The organism is Ideonella azotifigens, assembly GCF_006519715.1.
In the GTDB taxonomy this organism is placed as follows: domain Bacteria; phylum Pseudomonadota; class Gammaproteobacteria; order Burkholderiales; family Burkholderiaceae_C; genus Ideonella; species Ideonella azotifigens.
The window spans coordinates 1-14,899 of the sequence record NZ_VIDT01000066.1 but is presented as its reverse complement, the minus strand read 5'-3'; the positions used below and the strand labels follow the sequence as shown (position 1 = coordinate 14,899).

At 64.7% G+C, this 14,899-nt stretch carries 12 protein-coding genes; 5 read left to right on the top strand and 7 right to left on the bottom strand.

Going from position 1 to position 14,899, the window contains the following annotated elements; all coding sequences use genetic code 11:
- Nucleotides 1-311: ATP:cob(I)alamin adenosyltransferase (locus tag FKP22_RS06880; protein WP_141286466.1), on the bottom strand; the 311-nt coding region annotated here is incomplete at its 3' end.
- Nucleotides 312-365: 54 nt separating this feature from the next.
- Here FKP22_RS06880 and FKP22_RS06875 point away from each other — a divergent pair.
- Nucleotides 366-1,148, top strand: coding sequence for an SDR family oxidoreductase (locus FKP22_RS06875; protein ID WP_141286464.1), 783 nt, complete (start codon nucleotides 366-368; stop codon nucleotides 1,146-1,148).
- Nucleotides 1,149-1,180: 32 nt separating this feature from the next.
- Complete coding sequence (locus FKP22_RS06870; RefSeq protein ID WP_141286462.1) at nucleotides 1,181-2,593, top strand: FAD-binding oxidoreductase; 1,413 nt, start codon at nucleotides 1,181-1,183, stop codon at nucleotides 2,591-2,593.
- 68 nt (nucleotides 2,594-2,661) lie between these two features.
- On the opposite strand, the gene FKP22_RS06865 is transcribed toward FKP22_RS06870, so the two are convergent.
- Nucleotides 2,662-3,633: a hypothetical protein gene (locus FKP22_RS06865; protein WP_141286460.1), complete on the bottom strand. Its 972-nt coding sequence runs from the start codon at nucleotides 3,631-3,633 to the stop codon at nucleotides 2,662-2,664.
- A gap of 231 nt (nucleotides 3,634-3,864) precedes the next feature.
- Between FKP22_RS06865 and istA the strand changes: the two genes are divergently transcribed.
- Together istA and istB are read left to right on the top strand one after the other, a co-directional pair.
- Nucleotides 3,865-5,400: an IS21 family transposase gene (istA, locus tag FKP22_RS06860; protein WP_141286458.1), complete on the top strand. Its 1,536-nt coding sequence runs from the start codon at nucleotides 3,865-3,867 to the stop codon at nucleotides 5,398-5,400.
- The gene (gene istB / locus FKP22_RS06855; RefSeq protein ID WP_141286456.1) at nucleotides 5,393-6,211 is read left to right on the top strand and encodes an IS21-like element helper ATPase IstB; all 819 of its coding nucleotides are present in this window, start codon (nucleotides 5,393-5,395) and stop codon (nucleotides 6,209-6,211) included. The genes istA and istB overlap by 8 nt, the downstream gene beginning before the upstream one ends.
- Nucleotides 6,212-6,429: 218 nt before the next feature.
- Here istB and FKP22_RS06850 read toward each other — a convergent pair whose 3' ends face one another.
- The 5 genes from FKP22_RS06850 to FKP22_RS06830 all read right to left on the bottom strand — a co-directional run bounded on the left by FKP22_RS06850 (nucleotide 6,430) and on the right by FKP22_RS06830 (nucleotide 13,629).
- On the bottom strand, nucleotides 6,430-8,061 hold the full coding sequence (locus FKP22_RS06850) for a SpoVR family protein (protein ID WP_141286454.1): 1,632 nt from the start codon (nucleotides 8,059-8,061) through the stop codon (nucleotides 6,430-6,432).
- Nucleotides 8,058-9,341 carry a YeaH/YhbH family protein gene (locus tag FKP22_RS06845; protein ID WP_141286452.1) on the bottom strand — a complete coding sequence of 428 codons (1,284 nt, stop codon included), beginning with the start codon at nucleotides 9,339-9,341 and terminating at the stop codon, nucleotides 8,058-8,060. Before FKP22_RS06845 ends, FKP22_RS06850 begins: the two co-directional genes overlap by 4 nt.
- A gap of 251 nt (nucleotides 9,342-9,592) precedes the next feature.
- Complete coding sequence (locus FKP22_RS06840; protein WP_141286450.1) at nucleotides 9,593-11,515, bottom strand: PrkA family serine protein kinase; 1,923 nt, start codon at nucleotides 11,513-11,515, stop codon at nucleotides 9,593-9,595.
- A gap of 573 nt (nucleotides 11,516-12,088) precedes the next feature.
- The gene (locus FKP22_RS06835) at nucleotides 12,089-12,994 is read right to left on the bottom strand and encodes a ParB/RepB/Spo0J family partition protein (protein ID WP_141286448.1); all 906 of its coding nucleotides are present in this window, start codon (nucleotides 12,992-12,994) and stop codon (nucleotides 12,089-12,091) included.
- A gap of 38 nt (nucleotides 12,995-13,032) precedes the next feature.
- Nucleotides 13,033-13,629, bottom strand: coding sequence for an RBBP9/YdeN family alpha/beta hydrolase (locus FKP22_RS06830; protein ID WP_141286446.1), 597 nt, complete (start codon nucleotides 13,627-13,629; stop codon nucleotides 13,033-13,035).
- Nucleotides 13,630-13,714: 85 nt separating this feature from the next.
- On the opposite strand from FKP22_RS06830, the gene argC reads away from it, so the two are divergent.
- A complete protein-coding gene (argC, locus tag FKP22_RS06825) occupies nucleotides 13,715-14,659 on the top strand; it encodes an N-acetyl-gamma-glutamyl-phosphate reductase (protein ID WP_141286444.1) in 945 nt (314 codons plus the stop codon).
- Nucleotides 14,660-14,899 lie beyond the last annotated feature (240 nt).

Sequence of the window (14,899 nt, the reverse complement as noted above, 5' to 3'; positions counted from 1 at the left end):
GGCAGGGCCGCGTTGTAGTGCGCCAGGGCGGCGTCCAGCCCGGCCAGCGCCTCGGCTTTCAGCAAGGTGTAGCCGGGAATGGACAGCTCGCCGCCGAGGTTGAACAGCTCGTGCTGGACGACGACCAGCAGCTCGCGCACGTCGTCCGGCAGCGGTTCGGCCAGCAGCACGCCGATCTGCGAGTTGAGCTCGTCCACGTCGCCCATGGCGGCAATGCGCAGGTGGTGCTTGGGCACGCGCTGGCCGTCGCCCAGCCCGGTGGTGCCGTCGTCGCCAGTGCGGGTGGCGATTTGTGAGAGTCGATTGGCCATGCGGCGATGTTAAGCGGCGCCGCCTTCACAAGCGTTTTGGGCTAGATTGCCAGCATGCCCAGTTCGCTTGCGCCCTCGCCCGCTTCCATCCCACCTCCTGTTTTGCTGGTCACCGGCGGTGGCCGTGGCATCGGTGCTGCGGTGGCCCTCGCCGCTGCTGCAGCCGGCCATGCCGTGGCGGTGAACTATCACCGTGACGAGGACTCGGCGCAAAAGGTGGTCGAGCGCATCGCGGCAGCGGGCGGCAAGGCCATCGCGCTGCAGGCGGACGTGTCGCAGGAAGAGCAGGTGCTGCGCATGTTCGCGGCGGTGGATGAAACCCTGGGCCGGCTGAACGGCCTCGTCAACAACGCCGGCATGCTGGCGCCGCAGATGCGTGTGGAACACATGACGGCGGCGCGGCTGCAGCAGGTGCTGGCGACCAATGTGATCGGCAGTTTCCTTTGCGCGCGCGAAGCGGTGCGCCGCATGGCGCGCAGCCACGGCGGCGCGGGCGGCGCCATCGTCAACCTGTCCTCGATGGCGGCCAAACTGGGCGCGCCCGGTGAATACGTGGACTACGCGGCATCAAAGGGCGCGGTCGAAGCGTTGACCATCGGCCTGGCCAAGGAAATCGCGGCCGAGGGCATTCGCGTCAATGGCGTGCGCCCGGGGTTGATCCACACCGACATCCACGCCAGCGGCGGTGAGCCCGGCCGCGTGCAGCGGCTGGAAGCCAGCGTGCCGATGGGCCGAGGCGGACAGCCCGAAGAGGTCGCGGCCGCGGTGCTGTGGCTGCTGTCTGACGCAGCCTCGTATTGCACCGGCACCTTCATTGATGTGTCTGGCGGTCGCTGAAGACCGCGACCGGACCGCACAGGAATCACGACATGAACGCCCCTCAACTGATGCCAAACCAGGTTGCTCGACCGGTGCCGGCCGAGCTGCTGTCGCAATTGCGCGCACATTTCGGCGAGCGCTGCAGCACCGCATTGGCGGTCCGCGAACAGCACGGCCGCGACGAGTCGCCGTTCGACGTGCTGCCGCCCGAGGCCGTGCTGTTCTGCGAAAGCACTTCGGACGTGGCGCTGGCCGTGCGCCTGGCGGCCGCGCACCGTGTACCGGTGATCGCCTACGGCGCCGGATCGTCTCTGGAGGGCCACCTGCTGGCCGTGCAAGGCGGCATCAGCCTGGACCTGTCGCGCATGAACCAGGTGCTGCGCGTGCACGCCGAAGACTTGACGGCCACCGTGCAGCCCGGCGTGCTGCGCAGCCAGCTGAACCACGAGATCAAGGACCAGGGGCTGTTCTTCCCCATCGACCCGGGCGCGGACGCTTCCATCGGCGGCATGAGTGCGACGCGCGCGTCCGGTACCAACGCTGTGCGCTATGGCACGATGCGCGAGAACGTGCTGGCGCTCGAGGTGGTGACCGCCAGCGGCGAGGTCATCCGCACCGGCACTCGCGCGCGCAAGAGCAGCGCCGGCTACGACCTGACGCGGCTGATGGTCGGCAGCGAAGGCACGCTGGGCATCATCACCGAGGTCACGCTGAAGCTGCATCCGCTGCCCGAATGCGTGGCCGCGGCCATCTGCTTCTTTGAGGACGTGGGCGCGGCCGTCAACACCACCATCCAGCTGATCCAGCTCGGCGTGCCAATCGCCCGTTGCGAACTGCTCGACACGCACGCAGTGCGGGCGGTCAACCACAACGACCATCTCGGCCTGAAGGAAGCGCCGATGCTGCTGATGGAGTTCCACGGCAGCGACGCGAGTGTCAAGGAACAGGCCGCCACGGTGCAGGAACTGGCGCGCGACTGGGGTGGTCAGGACTTCCAGTGGGCGACCACGCCGGAAGAGCGCACCCGGCTCTGGACTGCGCGTCATCACGCCTACCTGTCAGCGCTGCAGATGAAACCCGGTTGCCGCGCTGTCACAACAGACACCTGCGTCCCGATCTCGCGCCTGGCGGAGATGGTGACCAGTGCACTCGCCGAAGCTGAAGCCGCCGGCCTGCCGCATTTCGTCGTCGGCCACGTCGGCGACGGCAACTTCCACATCGCCTACCTGATCGACCCGGCGCTGCCGGCCGAGCGCGAGCTGGCCGAAGACCTGAATCGCCGCGTCGTCGAACGTGCCATCGCCGCGCAAGGCACCTGCACCGGCGAACACGGCATTGGCCTTCACAAACAGGGCTTCCTGATCGACGAAACCGGCGAAGGCGCGGTGGCGATGATGCGCGCGGTCAAGCAGGCGCTGGACCCGCACAACATCCTGAATCCGGGGAAGATTTTTCAGATGTGAATTCAGGCACCTGAATTGAGAAGAGCCGGCATGCGCCGGCCCCAATGGTCACATCAACGTGCAGACAATCAAGGCACCAGCGTGATCGTAGTCGACGGGAACATGGTGCTGAAGTCGGTGTCGCCACCGTCCTCGATGCTGGTCATCATACGGCTGTTACCAGCGAAGTCGGTTACGCTGAGCGTCGTCAGCTTGTAGTCGCCCGTCGGTTGATAGTAGTAATAAGGCGTGGTCGCCATGCGAATTTCGGCCTTGCCGAGGCCGCGTGCGGATTCGGCGTTGGTGAAGCTAAGGCAATCGTAGGCGCTAGGAGAGCAGAAGGTGGCACTGGCCATGCGGACACCGGACACCTTGTCTTCGGCCGTGTCTTGCACAGTGACACTGAATCCAGCCATGGCTTGGTTGGAGTAGGAACCCTTCTGCAGGGCCGACAAGCTCACAGTAGGCGTGAGCACTTTGCCGGAGACCACCGTAGGAGCCTGCGTGTCACCAGAGGCACCAACGACGTTGAAGCTGGTCGATCCACCAAACTGAGCCAGCGCTGCAGCATCGTAGACCCTCCCGTTTCCCGCCGCGTCAGAGACCTGAAGGGAGGTGATCGACCAAGTGCCGGTGCTCAGGTTGGACGCATCGATGGCAAGCTTGCCCTTGATGGTCTTGTCGGGATATCCCACCGCAAAAGTGGCGAAGTTCGAGCTGTAGTTGGTCGCGTTCTGCACCCACAGTGTGACTTGGCTGACGCCGGCAAAATCATCGCTGGCCGTGAAATTGACCAACAATTGGGCCGCTCCCTTGCTGGAATCCAGATCGGTCTTGCCGGTCGAGAAAGCCGTCAGCGTGGGGGCGACGTTGTCCACCTTGATATAGCTGGCCTGCACAGCGCGCGAAGGTGACTGAAGATGCAGGCGTTCAACGCGCTTGTCCAGGAATGCCCGCGCCTGCGGGGTCAGGTCGAAGTTGCCGGAGAAGTCTGAAGCCTGGGCCACAGAAGCAAGGGCGGTGCAAGCCGCCGCCAATACCTGGCGAGAATCGAATTTCATGACGGTGGAAATGGAGTGTTATCTGCGGCGGGCGTCTTTGCCCTCCGCAAATCGCCCCGCGCGCGCACGTTAATCCAACCCGTCATGCAGGTCATCCCCACATTCGGGGGTGTTCGTATGTTGGCGCCGACCGAAATTTGACCCACTTACAGCGATAGTGCCGATCCAAATTTGACCCGGGTGTTCGACCTACCCTGCCTCTTTCTTGAGCAGGGGGAAGGAGTGATCACCATGGCCATGATTGGCAAGGTCAAGCGGATGTACTTCCGCGAGAAGAAGTCTGTTCGGGAGATCGTGCGGCTGACGAGTTGGTCGCGCAACACGGTCCGCAAGTGGTTGAAGGCGGCGGCGCTGGAGGCGCCGAGCTACCGACGCAGCGAGATGCCGGGCAAGCTCACGCCGTTCCACGAGACGATCAAGCAAGCACTCAAGGTGGACGCGCACCGCCCGCGCCACGAGCGGCGCACGGCGCGGGCCCTGCACGCCCAGATCAAGCTGGAGGGCTACAGCGGGGGCTACAGCCGCGTCACCGACTTCATCCGGGCGTGGCGCCAGGGTGAGGGGCAGTCCGTGTCCACCAAGGCCTTCGTGCCCCTGGTCTTCGAACTGGGCGAGGCCTTCCAGTTCGACTGGAGCGAAGAGGGGCTGGTGGTGGGCGGCATCTACTACCGGATGCAGGTCTCGCACCTCAAGCTGTGCGCCAGCCGAGCCTTCTGGCTGGTGGCATACCCCAGCCAAGGTCACGAGATGCTGTTCGACGCGCACACCCGTTCGTTCGCGGCGCTGGGCGGCGTCGCCCGGCGCGGCATCTACGACAACATGAAGACGGCGGTCGACAAGGTCAAGAAGGGCAAGGGCCGCGTCGTCAACAAGCGCTTCGCCGTGATGTGCGCGCACTACCTGTTCGACGCCGACTTCTGCAACGTCGCCTCGGGCTGGGAGAAGGGCGTCGTCGAGAAGAACGTGCAGGACAGCCGCCGGCGCATCTGGATCGACGCGGCCAAGCTCAAGTTCGGCAGCTTCGTCGAACTCAACGCCTGGCTGGGTGACCGGTGCAAGGCCCTGTGGGACGAGGTCCGCCACCCCGAGCACGACCAGTTCAGCGTGGCCGAGATGCTCGAGCACGAGCGGCCGCACCTGATGCCCATGCCCGAGCCGTTCGACGGCTATGTCGAGAGCCCGGCACGCGTGACCAGCACCTGCCTGGTGAGGGTGGCGCGCAACCGCTACTCGGTGCCCTGCGAGTTGGCCGGCCAGACGGTCAGCACGCGCCTGTACCCAGGCAAGATCGTCGTCGTGGCAGGCGACGACATCGTGGCCAGCCATGAACGCCTGAGCGACCGTGGCCAGACCCAGTACCACTGGCAGCACTACATCCCGCTGATCCAGAGGAAGCCCGGCGCGCTGCGCAACGGGGCGCCCTTCGCCGACATGCCCGAGCCGCTGCAGCAACTGCGTCGGGCACTCCTGCGTGACCCGGGCGGCGACCGCGTGATGGCACAGGTGCTGGCCATCGTGCCGACGGCCGGGCTCGATGCTGTGCTGGTGGCGGTCGAACTGGCGCTGGAAGGCACCCGACGAGGGCGGCGGGTCAGCGTCGAGCACGTCCTCAACGTGCTGGGCCGGCTGAACGGTGCGCCGATGCCGGAGAACGCCGCCACGGGGCTGCAGGTGGCCACCAAGCCGCTGGCCGACACTGAGCGCTATGACCGCCTGCGCGGCAACAGCCTGAACAGCGGTATCGCCGAGGAGGCCGACCATGCGTGAGCTTGCCGTCGAACTCAAGCAACTGCGCATGCACGGCATGGCCGGCGCGTGGGCCGATCTGGTGGAGCAAGGCGGTGGCGGTGCGGGCGGGGCAGCACTGGAGAGCTCACGCTGGCTGCTCGAACACCTGCTGCAGGCCGAGACCACAGACCGCGCCATGCGCTCGGTGAGCCATCAGATGCACACGGCCAAGTTCCCTGTGCACCGTGACCTCGCGGGCTTCGACTTCGACGTCTCGCCAGTGGACCGCAAGTTGATCCACACGCTGGCCGAGCTGACGTTCACCGACGCGGCGCACAACGCCGTGCTGGTGGGCGGGCCCGGCACCGGCAAGACGCACCTGGCGACAGCCATCGGCGTGGCCGGCATCACGCGGCATGGCCGGCGGGTGCGCTTCTACTCGACGGTCGATCTGGTCAACGCGCTGGAGCAGGAGAAGGCCAGTGGCAAGGCCGGGCGCATTGCGGCGAGCCTGCTGCGCATGGACCTGGTCATCCTCGATGAGCTGGGCTACCTGCCCTTCAGCCAGGCGGGCGGAGCGCTGCTGTTCCACCTGCTGTCCAAGCTGTACGAGCACACCAGCGTGATGATCACGACCAACCTGGACTTCGCCGAGTGGTCCAGCGTGTTCGGCGACGCCAAGATGACCACGGCCTTGCTGGACCGGCTCACGCATCACTGCCACATCATCGAGACGGGCAACGAGAGCCATCGCTTCCTACACAGCAGCGCCGTGGCCAAGAAGCGCATCAAGGCGCGTGAGCAGTCTCGCCGGCTCGACAAGCAGCCACCACCGGAGGCGGACAGTTGAGCGAGGACCACGAGGGATGCCGCTACGGGCTCCGCCCTGCGCGGCATCCCTCGCGAACTGACTAACGTTAGGAGAGCAACGAAACAGCCGCAGACCTACACTTATCCACAGCTGACCGCCACGCGGTTGGCATCCATCCCCGGGTCAATATTGAATCGGCAGGGTGGGTGGATCGGCGCCGACAGTGTTCGTACGCTCCTTGAAGATGAATCCCTGGCTCAGGGCGCAGGCACGTTCCAGCGTCGGGTCACGTCACCCTGGCCATTCACGCTTTCCAGGTGCACGCCAAAGCCCCACAGGCGGGCAACGTGCTTGAGGACTTCGTTGGCCCCGTCGTCGAGCGGGCGGTCGTTGTGCTGGGTGTGGCGCAGCGTGAGCGAACGGTCGCCGCGCAGGTTGACGTTCCAGACCTGGATGTTGGGTTCGCGGGTGCCCAGGTCGTACTGGCGTGACAGCGCTTCGCGCACACGGCGGTAGCCTGTGTCGTCATGAATGGCGCTGACCTCCAGCTCGCTCTGCTTCTCGTCGTCGCTGATGGCGAACAGGCGGAAGTCGCGGATCAGCTTGGGGCTGAGGTACTGGCCAATGAAGCTCTCGTCCTTGTAGTTGCGCATGGCCTGGTCCAGCACCGGCAGCCAGGGCTTGCCGGCAATGTCCGGGAACCACTGCTGGTCTTCCTCGGTGGGCTTGTCGCAGATGCGCTTGATGTCGGTGTACATCGCAAAGCCCAGCGCATACGGGTTCAGGCCGGAGTAGCCGCGGTCGCCCACGCGCGGCTGGTAGACCACGTTGGTGTGAGACTTCAGCCACTCGATCATCACGCCGTCGGTCAGGAAGCCGTCGTCGTACATGGTGTTGAGCAGCTTGTGGTGCCAGAAAGTGGCCCAGCCTTCGTTCATGACCTGGGTCTGTCGCTGCGGGTAGAAATACTGCGCGACCTTGCGCACAATGCGCACGACCTCACGCTGCCAGGGCTCCAGCAGCGGCGCATTCTTCTCGATGAAATACAGCAGGTTCTCTTCCGGGTCGACCGGGAAGCGCTTGGCCTGCTTTTCCTCTTCGGCCACTTCGGCCTTGCGCGGCAGCGTGCGCCAGATGTCGTTGACCTGCTGCTGCGCGTGGTGCTCGCGGTCCTTGCGCATGGCCAGCTCTTCGGCGAGCGACTTCTTGCTGGGCCGGCGGTAGCGGTCCACGCCGTGGTTCTGCAGCGCATGGCAGGAGTCGAGGAACAGCTCGACCGTCTCCACGCCGTGGCGCTCTTCGCACTCGGCAACGTAGTTCTTCGCATAGACCAGGTAGTCGATGATGGACGCGGCGTCGGTCCACATGCGGAACAGGTAGTTGCCCTTAAAGAAGCTGTTGTGGCCATACGCAGCGTGGGCGATCACCAGCGCCTGCATCGCCATCGTGTTTTCCTCCATCAGGTAGCTGATGCAGGGGTTGGAGTTGATGACGATCTCGTAGGCCAGGCCCATGTGGCCACGGCGGTAGTTCTTCTCGGTGGAGATGAACTCCTTGCCGTAGCTCCAATGCCGATAGTTCACCGGCATGCCCACACTGGCGTAGGCATCCATCATCTGCTCGGCGGTGATGATCTCGAGCTGGTTCGGATAGGTGTCCAGGCCGAAGCGCCTGGCGGTCGACCGGATCACGTCGTGGTACTGCTCGATCAGCTCGAACGACCAGTCACTGGGATCTGACAAGGGCCGCTCGGGCCGCTGGGGTGAAGGCAAGGGGGACTCCAAGGACATGCGAGGCTTGCGACGGTCACCGTCGGTAGGGATCTTGGCCGGTTTGTCGGCGAAACGGCGGTCCTGGGAGAACTCGCGTTGCGTGGTGGCAGTGTTCATGCAGTCGCCCCTTCCTTCTTGAAGAGATCACGGAAGACTGGGTAGATCTGCGAGGCTTCTACAGCCTTGCGCATCGCAAAGTTCTTGTGGGACGCCGTGAGGCGGTTGTACTCCTCCCACAGGTTTTGTTCTTCTTCCGCGACCTGCACGTACGCGTAGTAGCGGCAGGCCGGCAGCAGCTTTTCGGTCAGCAACTCTCGGCAGCGGCCGGAGTCGTGGTGCCAGTTGTCACCGTCACTGGCCTGGGCACCATAGATGTTCCATTCGGTCGGGTTGTAGCGTTGCGCAATGATCTGGCTCATCAGCTCCAGTGCGCTGGACACCACCGTGCCGCCGGTCTCGCGCGCGTGGAAAAAGTCGTCTTCACTGACCTCTTGTGCCTGCGTGTGGTGGCGGATGAAGACCAGGTCGATCTTCTCGTAGTGCTTGGTCAGGAACAGGTACAGCAGGATGAAGAAGCGCTTGGACAGCTCCTTGCGCTGCTCGTCCATCGAGCCGGAAACGTCCATCAGGCAGAACATCACCGCCTTGCTGGTGGGCACCGGTGTGCGCACGCGGCTGCGGAACTTCAGGTCGATCGGGTCCAGGAAAGGGATCATGCCCAGCCGGGCCTTGAGCGCGGCAATGCGTTCCTCGGTTTCGCGCAGCTCCTTCTGGATGACCTCGTCATCGCTCGGGTTGCGCTTCAGGAAGGCGACCCGCTCTTCAAGCCGATGCAGTTCGCGGCGCGACTCGCCGCCCAGGGCAATGCGGCGGCCCAAGGCGCCACGCATCGAGCGCACCACGTGCAGGTTGTTCGGCGTGCCATCGCTGGAATAGCCTGCGCGGTGCGACTTCCATTCAGGCACCTCTGCGAGCTGGGTTCGGATCAGGTGCGGAAGCGCCAGGTCTTCGAAAAAGACCTGCATGAACTCCTCGCGTGACAGCGAGAACACGAAATCATCGTCGCCCTCACCAGAGTCGCTGGCTTGACCCTTGCCACTGCCCTTGCCGCCACCGCCCTTGGGGCGCTCGATGCGGTCGCCAGTGACGTACTCCTGGTTGCCAGGGTGCACCATTTCGCGCTGGCCACCCTGGCCATGGTGGAACATCGGCTCGGTCAGGTCCTTCTTCGGGATGCGCACCTCTTCACCGCGCTCCAGGTCGCGAATGCCGCGCCCGTCGACCGCGCGACGCACCGCGTCGCGGATCTGGTCCTTGTGGCGCCGCAAGAATCGCTCGCGGTTGCCAATCGACTTGTTCTTGCCCGCCAGCCGCCGGTCAATGATCTGCTGGAGCATGAGGGCCTTTCCTGGATTGCCTGATTCGCTCAGGTCAGTTCAAAAACGCAGTGACAACAAACCATGCCCGTGGCCGGAGGAGACGCGGGCCGAGCGCCGGGCCGCTCTCAAGAAGCCGACGGGCCGCCCCTAGGCTTCTTGCCCCCCTCGGGGGGCCTGCCGCAACGCGGCAGATCTGGGGGCTTCATTCCACCGGGCCCGCGGCCCCCTCGGGGGGCGGGCAGGCGTACCCGCCTGCCCGGGGGCCCCATCTAGCTCGACTTGCGTACGCGCAGGTACCACTCGCAGAGCAAGCGCACCTGCTTGGGCGTGTAGCCCTTGCGCACCATGCGCTCAACGAAGTCCTCGTGCTTCTTGGCCTCGTCGGCGCTGGCCTTGGCGTTGAAGCTGATGACAGGCAGCAGTTCCTCGGTGTTCGAGAACATCTTCTTCTCGATTACCGAACGCAGCTTCTCATAGCTGGTCCACAGCGGGTTCTTGCCGGCGTTGTTGGCGCGGGCGCGCAGCACGAAGTTGACGATCTCGTTGCGGAAATCCTTCGGGTTGGCAATGCCGGCCGGCTTCTCGATCTTCTCCAGTTCGCCGTTCAACGAGGCGCGGTCGAAGACCTCGCCGGTGTCGGTGTCGCGGAACTCCTGGTCCTGGATCCAGTAGTCAGCGTAGGTGACGTAGCGGTCGAAGATGTTCTGGCCGTACTCGCTGTAGCTCTCCAGGTAGGCCGTCTGGATTTCCTTGCCGATGAACTCGGCATAGCGCGGCGACAGCTGCTCCTTAATGAAGGCGGTGTACTTCTGCTCGAGATCGGCCGGGAACTGCTCGCGCTCGATCTGCTGCTCCAGCACATACATCAGATGCACCGGGTTGGCCGCGACCTCCTGCGAGTCGAAGTTGAAGACCTTGGAGATGATCTTGTAGGCAAAGCGGGTCGAGATGCCGCTCATGCCTTCGTCCACGCCTGCGTAGTCGCGGTACTCCTGGTAGCTCTTGGCGCGCGGGTCGGTGTCCTTCAGGTTCTCGCCGTCATAGATCTGCATCTTCGAGAACAGCGACGAGTTCTCCGGCTCCTTCAGCCGCGTGAGGATGGCGAACTGGCTCATCATCTTCAAGGTGCCGGGCGCGCAGGTGGCGCCAGCCAGCGAAGAGCCCTTGAGCAGCTTCTCGTAGATCTTCACTTCCTCGGACACGCGCAGGCAGTAAGGCACCTTGACGATGTAGATCCGGTCCAGGAAAGCTTCGTTGTTCTTGTTGTTGCGGAAGGCCTTCCACTCGCTTTCATTCGAGTGGGCCAGCACCACGCCGTCGAACGGAATGGCGCCAAAGCCTTCGGTGCCCTTGAAGTTGCCTTCCTGCGTGGCGGTCAGCAGCGGGTGCAGCACCTTGATGGGCGCCTTGAACATTTCGACGAATTCCAGCAGGCCCTGGTTGGCCAGGCACAGGCCGCCGGAGTAGCTGTAGGCGTCCGGATCGTCCTGCGCGTAGCTTTCGAGCTTGCGGATGTCGACCTTGCCCACCAGCGAAGAGATGTCCTGGTTGTTCTCGTCCCCTGGCTCGGTCTTCGCAATGCCGACCTGCTTGAGGATGCTGGGGTGGCGCTTGATGACCTTGAACTGCCGGATGTCGCCGCCGTATTCCTCCAACCGCTTGACGGCCCACGGACTCATCACGCGGTTCAGGTAGCGGCGGGGAATGCCGTATTCGCTCTCGAGAATCGGGCCGTCCTCGATCAGGTCGAACAAGCCCAACGGCGACTCGTTGACCGGTGAGCCCTTGATTGCATAAAAAGGCACCTCTTGCATCAGTGCCTTCAGGCGCTCGGCGATGGAGCTCTTGCCGCCGCCGACGGGGCCGAGCAAATAGAGGATCTGCTTCTTTTCTTCCAGGCCTTGAGCGGCATGTCGGAAATACGACACGACCTGCTCGATCGCGTCTTCCATGCCGTAGAACTCGGCGAAGGCAGGATAGATCTTGATGACCTTGTTCGCGAACAGCCGCGACAGGCGCTGGTCGTTTCGCGTGTCGACCATCTGCGGCTCACCAATCGCCTTGAGCATGCGCTCGGCGGCGGTGGCGTAGGCCAGAGGATTGCGTTTGCACTCGTTGAGATAGTCCTCGAGGGATATCTCCTCTTCACGGGTACGTTCGAACCGGGCTGCGAAGCTGCTGATCACGTCCATGGGACCTCCTGTGCAGGGAAGGCGCTGCCGGTTGCAAGACCGATCAGCGGCTGGAAAGTTTTGATGAAGTCCCGGCTTGACTGAGCCCGGGCGCCATCAGAGCGTTCCGATCAGAGACGTGTGATTCGTGTGCTTTGCGAGGCTTTAGATTGCGACTGAAGTGAGTGTGTCAAACGCGTGAAAAGACGGTGCTTTCAAGGGCTTTCCACCATCACTGCCTGATCGCCACAACTTGCATAAGGTGTGCCAGACAAGCAGCTTGGCGCGGTCTGAACCTGCTGGACGCGGCGCCTTTGTGTCATCGTTGTGAAACCATCTTCGCGCCGTTTGCGGCAAGGTGCAAGAGGGTGAGGACAGGGAGCGCCTTGGCAACACAGGTCGAAGGCCATGACGTGACAAACGCCACAACCCGTGCAGCGGACGACAGGGCTGCCACCAATACGGCGACCCATACGGCGCTTCGTATGCCGACAGGGGCCCCGCGCACGGCGCGGGGCCGAGTTGGTGCACCGGGCCCGCCCCAGGGCAGGGGGTCCCCTGCCAAACGCCCGGAAATGCCCCGGGCGCCGCGGCTCAGCGCTCGGTCACACCCAGCTTGTCGAGCAGGCCGGCCAGTTCGTCCAGCGAGCCGAAACGGATCACGACCTCGCCCTGCTCGCCGCGGCGCGTCTTGCGCTGCACGCGGATCTCGACATCGGCCGTCAGCTTGTCGGCCAGCTGTTCTTCCAGGCGCACGATGTCGCGCGACTTTTCGCCGGCCACCCGCAGCAGCGGCGTCTGCCGGCCCGGGTTCAGCGCCTTGGTGGCCAGCTTCTCGGCCTCGCGAACCGAGAGTTTCTTGGCAACAATCTCGTTGGCCGTGAGGATTTGCTGGGCTGCCGGCAGCGGCAGCAGGGCCCGTGCATGGCCCATGTCCACGTCACCCGCCATCAGCATCTTCTGCACCGGCTCGCTGAGCTGCAAAAGGCGCAGCAGGTTGCTGGCGGCGCTGCGCGAGCGGCCCACGCTTTGCGCCGCCTGCTCGTGCGTCAGGCCGAATTCATCGACCAGTCGTTTCAGCCCTTGTGCTTCTTCCAGCGGGTTCAGGTCCTCACGCTGGATGTTCTCGATCAGCGCCATCACCGCGGCGGCTTCGTCCGGCACCGGCTTGACCAGCACCGGCACCTCGGTCAGCCCGGCAAACTGCGCGGCCCGGAAGCGGCGCTCGCCGGCAATGATCTCGTAATGGCCCGGCGTGTCCAGCGGACGCACCAGGATGGGCTGCATGATGCCCTGGCTCTTGATGCTCTCGGCCAACTCGTAGAGCGAGCCTTCGTCCATGCGCGTGCGCGGCTGGTACTTGCCAGCCTGGAGCTGGGCGATCTTCAACACCGAGGGGTGACCGTCACGCGCCGCGGCCGCGGCAGGGGCGTCGCTGACCTTGGGGCCCAGCAAGGCCTCCAGCCCCATCCCGAGGCCCTTGGGTTTTTTTGTTGCCATGCGGCGATTGTCAGCGATGGCCGGGATTCAGCCCGGGTTCATGACACTTTGTCTTCGCCGCCGTGATCTTCCCCGGCGTCATCCGGGTCCGCCATCAGATGCTGCAGCACCGCCCTGCCCTCCGGCCAGTCACCCAGGCCGGAGTCGCCGTTCAGGTGACCGAGCGGCCCCAGCGCCAGGCAGGCCACGCCCCAGTCGGCAGCCATCTGCATGGCTCGCGGCAGGCTGCAGAACGGGTCGTCGCTGCTGACCAGGGCCACGGCCGGGAACGGCAGCGGCTTGCGCGCGATGGGTTGCCAGTTGTGTAGCTGGGGTGGCATGTCCTCGCGCTCGGTGTCCGGCGGCGCGACCAGCAAAGCGGCACCGACCCGCGCGGTGTGCTTGGAGTGCGCAGCCCATGCGGCCACCAGCTGGCAGCCCAGGCTGTGCGCGACCAGCACCGCCGGCCGTGCGTCGGCCAGCAGCACCTCGTCCAGCCGCGCCATCCAGTCGCCCCGGCGCGGCCAGTCCCAGTCAGCCTGCAGCACCCGCTCGTCGCCGTAGAGGACTTCCCAGCGGCTCTGCCAATGGGCGGGGCCGGAGTTCTGCCAGCCCGGCAGCAGCAGCACCCTGGGCTCGGTCAAAAGCTTGGTCATGCAAATCGCCGGGTCAATGCCGTATGCTGTGAAGTTGACCTTGATTCTGGCGCAAGCCATTCCAAGACGACCGAATGAGGATCGCATGAGCTACAAAGTCTTTGTCGACGGCCAGGAAGGCACCACCGGTCTGCGCATCCATGAATACCTGGCGCGCCGGCCGGACATCGAAGTCCTGCGCATTGACGCCGAAAAGCGCAAGGACAACGCCGAGCGCGCCCGGCTGCTGAATGCCGCCGACGTGGCCTTCCTCTGCCTGCCGGACGCGGCCTCGCGCGAAGCCGTCTCGCTGGTCGACAACCCCAATACCTGCCTGATCGACGCCAGCACCGCGCACCGCACGGTGCCTGGCTGGACCTTCGGCATGCCCGAACTGGCGCCGGGCCAGCGCGACGCGATCCGCGCCAGCAAGCGCATTGCCAATCCCGGCTGCCACGCCAGCGCCTTCATCCTGGCGCTGCGGCCACTGGTGGACGCTGGCCTCGTGCCGGCGGATGCCGCCGTCTCGGCGACCTCGCTGACCGGCTACTCTGGCGGCGGCAAGAAGATGATCGAGCAATACCAGGAAGGCGGTGACGTCCGTCTGGACGCGCCGCGCCCTTATGCGCTGGGCCTGGCCCACAAGCACCTGCCCGAAATGGCCGCGCACACGGGGCTGCAGCAGCCACCGGTGTTCCTGCCGGTGGTCGCCAACTTCTACAAGGGCCTGGCCGTCAGCGTGCCGCTGCACCTCTCGCAACTCAAGCCCGGCACCGACGCCTCCGCACTGCGGCATGCGCTGGCCGAACGTTATGCCGGCGAAGCCTTCATCCGCGTGATGCCGCTGGGCGGCGATCCGGCCACGGTCGAAGAAGGCTTCTTCGACGTACAGGCCTGCAACGACACCAATCGGGTCGACATCTTCGTGTTCGCCAATGCCCACCAGGCTCTGCTGCTGACCCGCTTGGATAACCTGGGCAAGGGCGCCAGCGGCGCCGCGGTGCAGGCCATGAACGTGCACCTGGGCGTCGAGGAGTCGCTGGGGCTGTGACCCCCTAAGCTGCAGTTCATCACCCCACGGGGGGACAGACGCAGACAACCGACTGGGGCATGCTCAGCATGGGCAGTTGTCCTACGCTGTATTTGCTTGCAATTGCCCATACTCGGTTCCATCCGTCACCGTGGGGGGCACATGCCCCGGGAGGCATGTTTGTTGTTGGTCACTTCTCGTTTCCGGCCCGCTCAGCGCGGTGCCGATTCATTGCTGCCGCCATCGGCGCAGCGTTCCAGC

Coding starts and splice junctions, on each gene's coding strand:
- FKP22_RS06870 (WP_141286462.1), top strand. CDS start 1,181: ATGAACGCCCCTCAACTGATGCCAAACCAGGTTGCTCGACCGGTGCCG.
- FKP22_RS06865 (WP_141286460.1), bottom strand. CDS start 3,633: ATGAAATTCGATTCTCGCCAGGTATTGGCGGCGGCTTGCACCGCCCTT.
- istA (WP_141286458.1), top strand. CDS start 3,865: ATGGCCATGATTGGCAAGGTCAAGCGGATGTACTTCCGCGAGAAGAAG.
- FKP22_RS06835 (WP_141286448.1), bottom strand. CDS start 12,994: ATGGCAACAAAAAAACCCAAGGGCCTCGGGATGGGGCTGGAGGCCTTG.
- argC (WP_141286444.1), top strand. CDS start 13,715: ATGAGCTACAAAGTCTTTGTCGACGGCCAGGAAGGCACCACCGGTCTG.
- FKP22_RS06850 (WP_141286454.1), bottom strand. CDS start 8,061: ATGAACACTGCCACCACGCAACGCGAGTTCTCCCAGGACCGCCGTTTC.
- FKP22_RS06845 (WP_141286452.1), bottom strand. CDS start 9,341: ATGCTCCAGCAGATCATTGACCGGCGGCTGGCGGGCAAGAACAAGTCG.
- FKP22_RS06830 (WP_141286446.1), bottom strand. CDS start 13,629: ATGACCAAGCTTTTGACCGAGCCCAGGGTGCTGCTGCTGCCGGGCTGG.
- FKP22_RS06840 (WP_141286450.1), bottom strand. CDS start 11,515: ATGGACGTGATCAGCAGCTTCGCAGCCCGGTTCGAACGTACCCGTGAA.
- istB (WP_141286456.1), top strand. CDS start 5,393: ATGCGTGAGCTTGCCGTCGAACTCAAGCAACTGCGCATGCACGGCATG.
- FKP22_RS06875 (WP_141286464.1), top strand. CDS start 366: ATGCCCAGTTCGCTTGCGCCCTCGCCCGCTTCCATCCCACCTCCTGTT.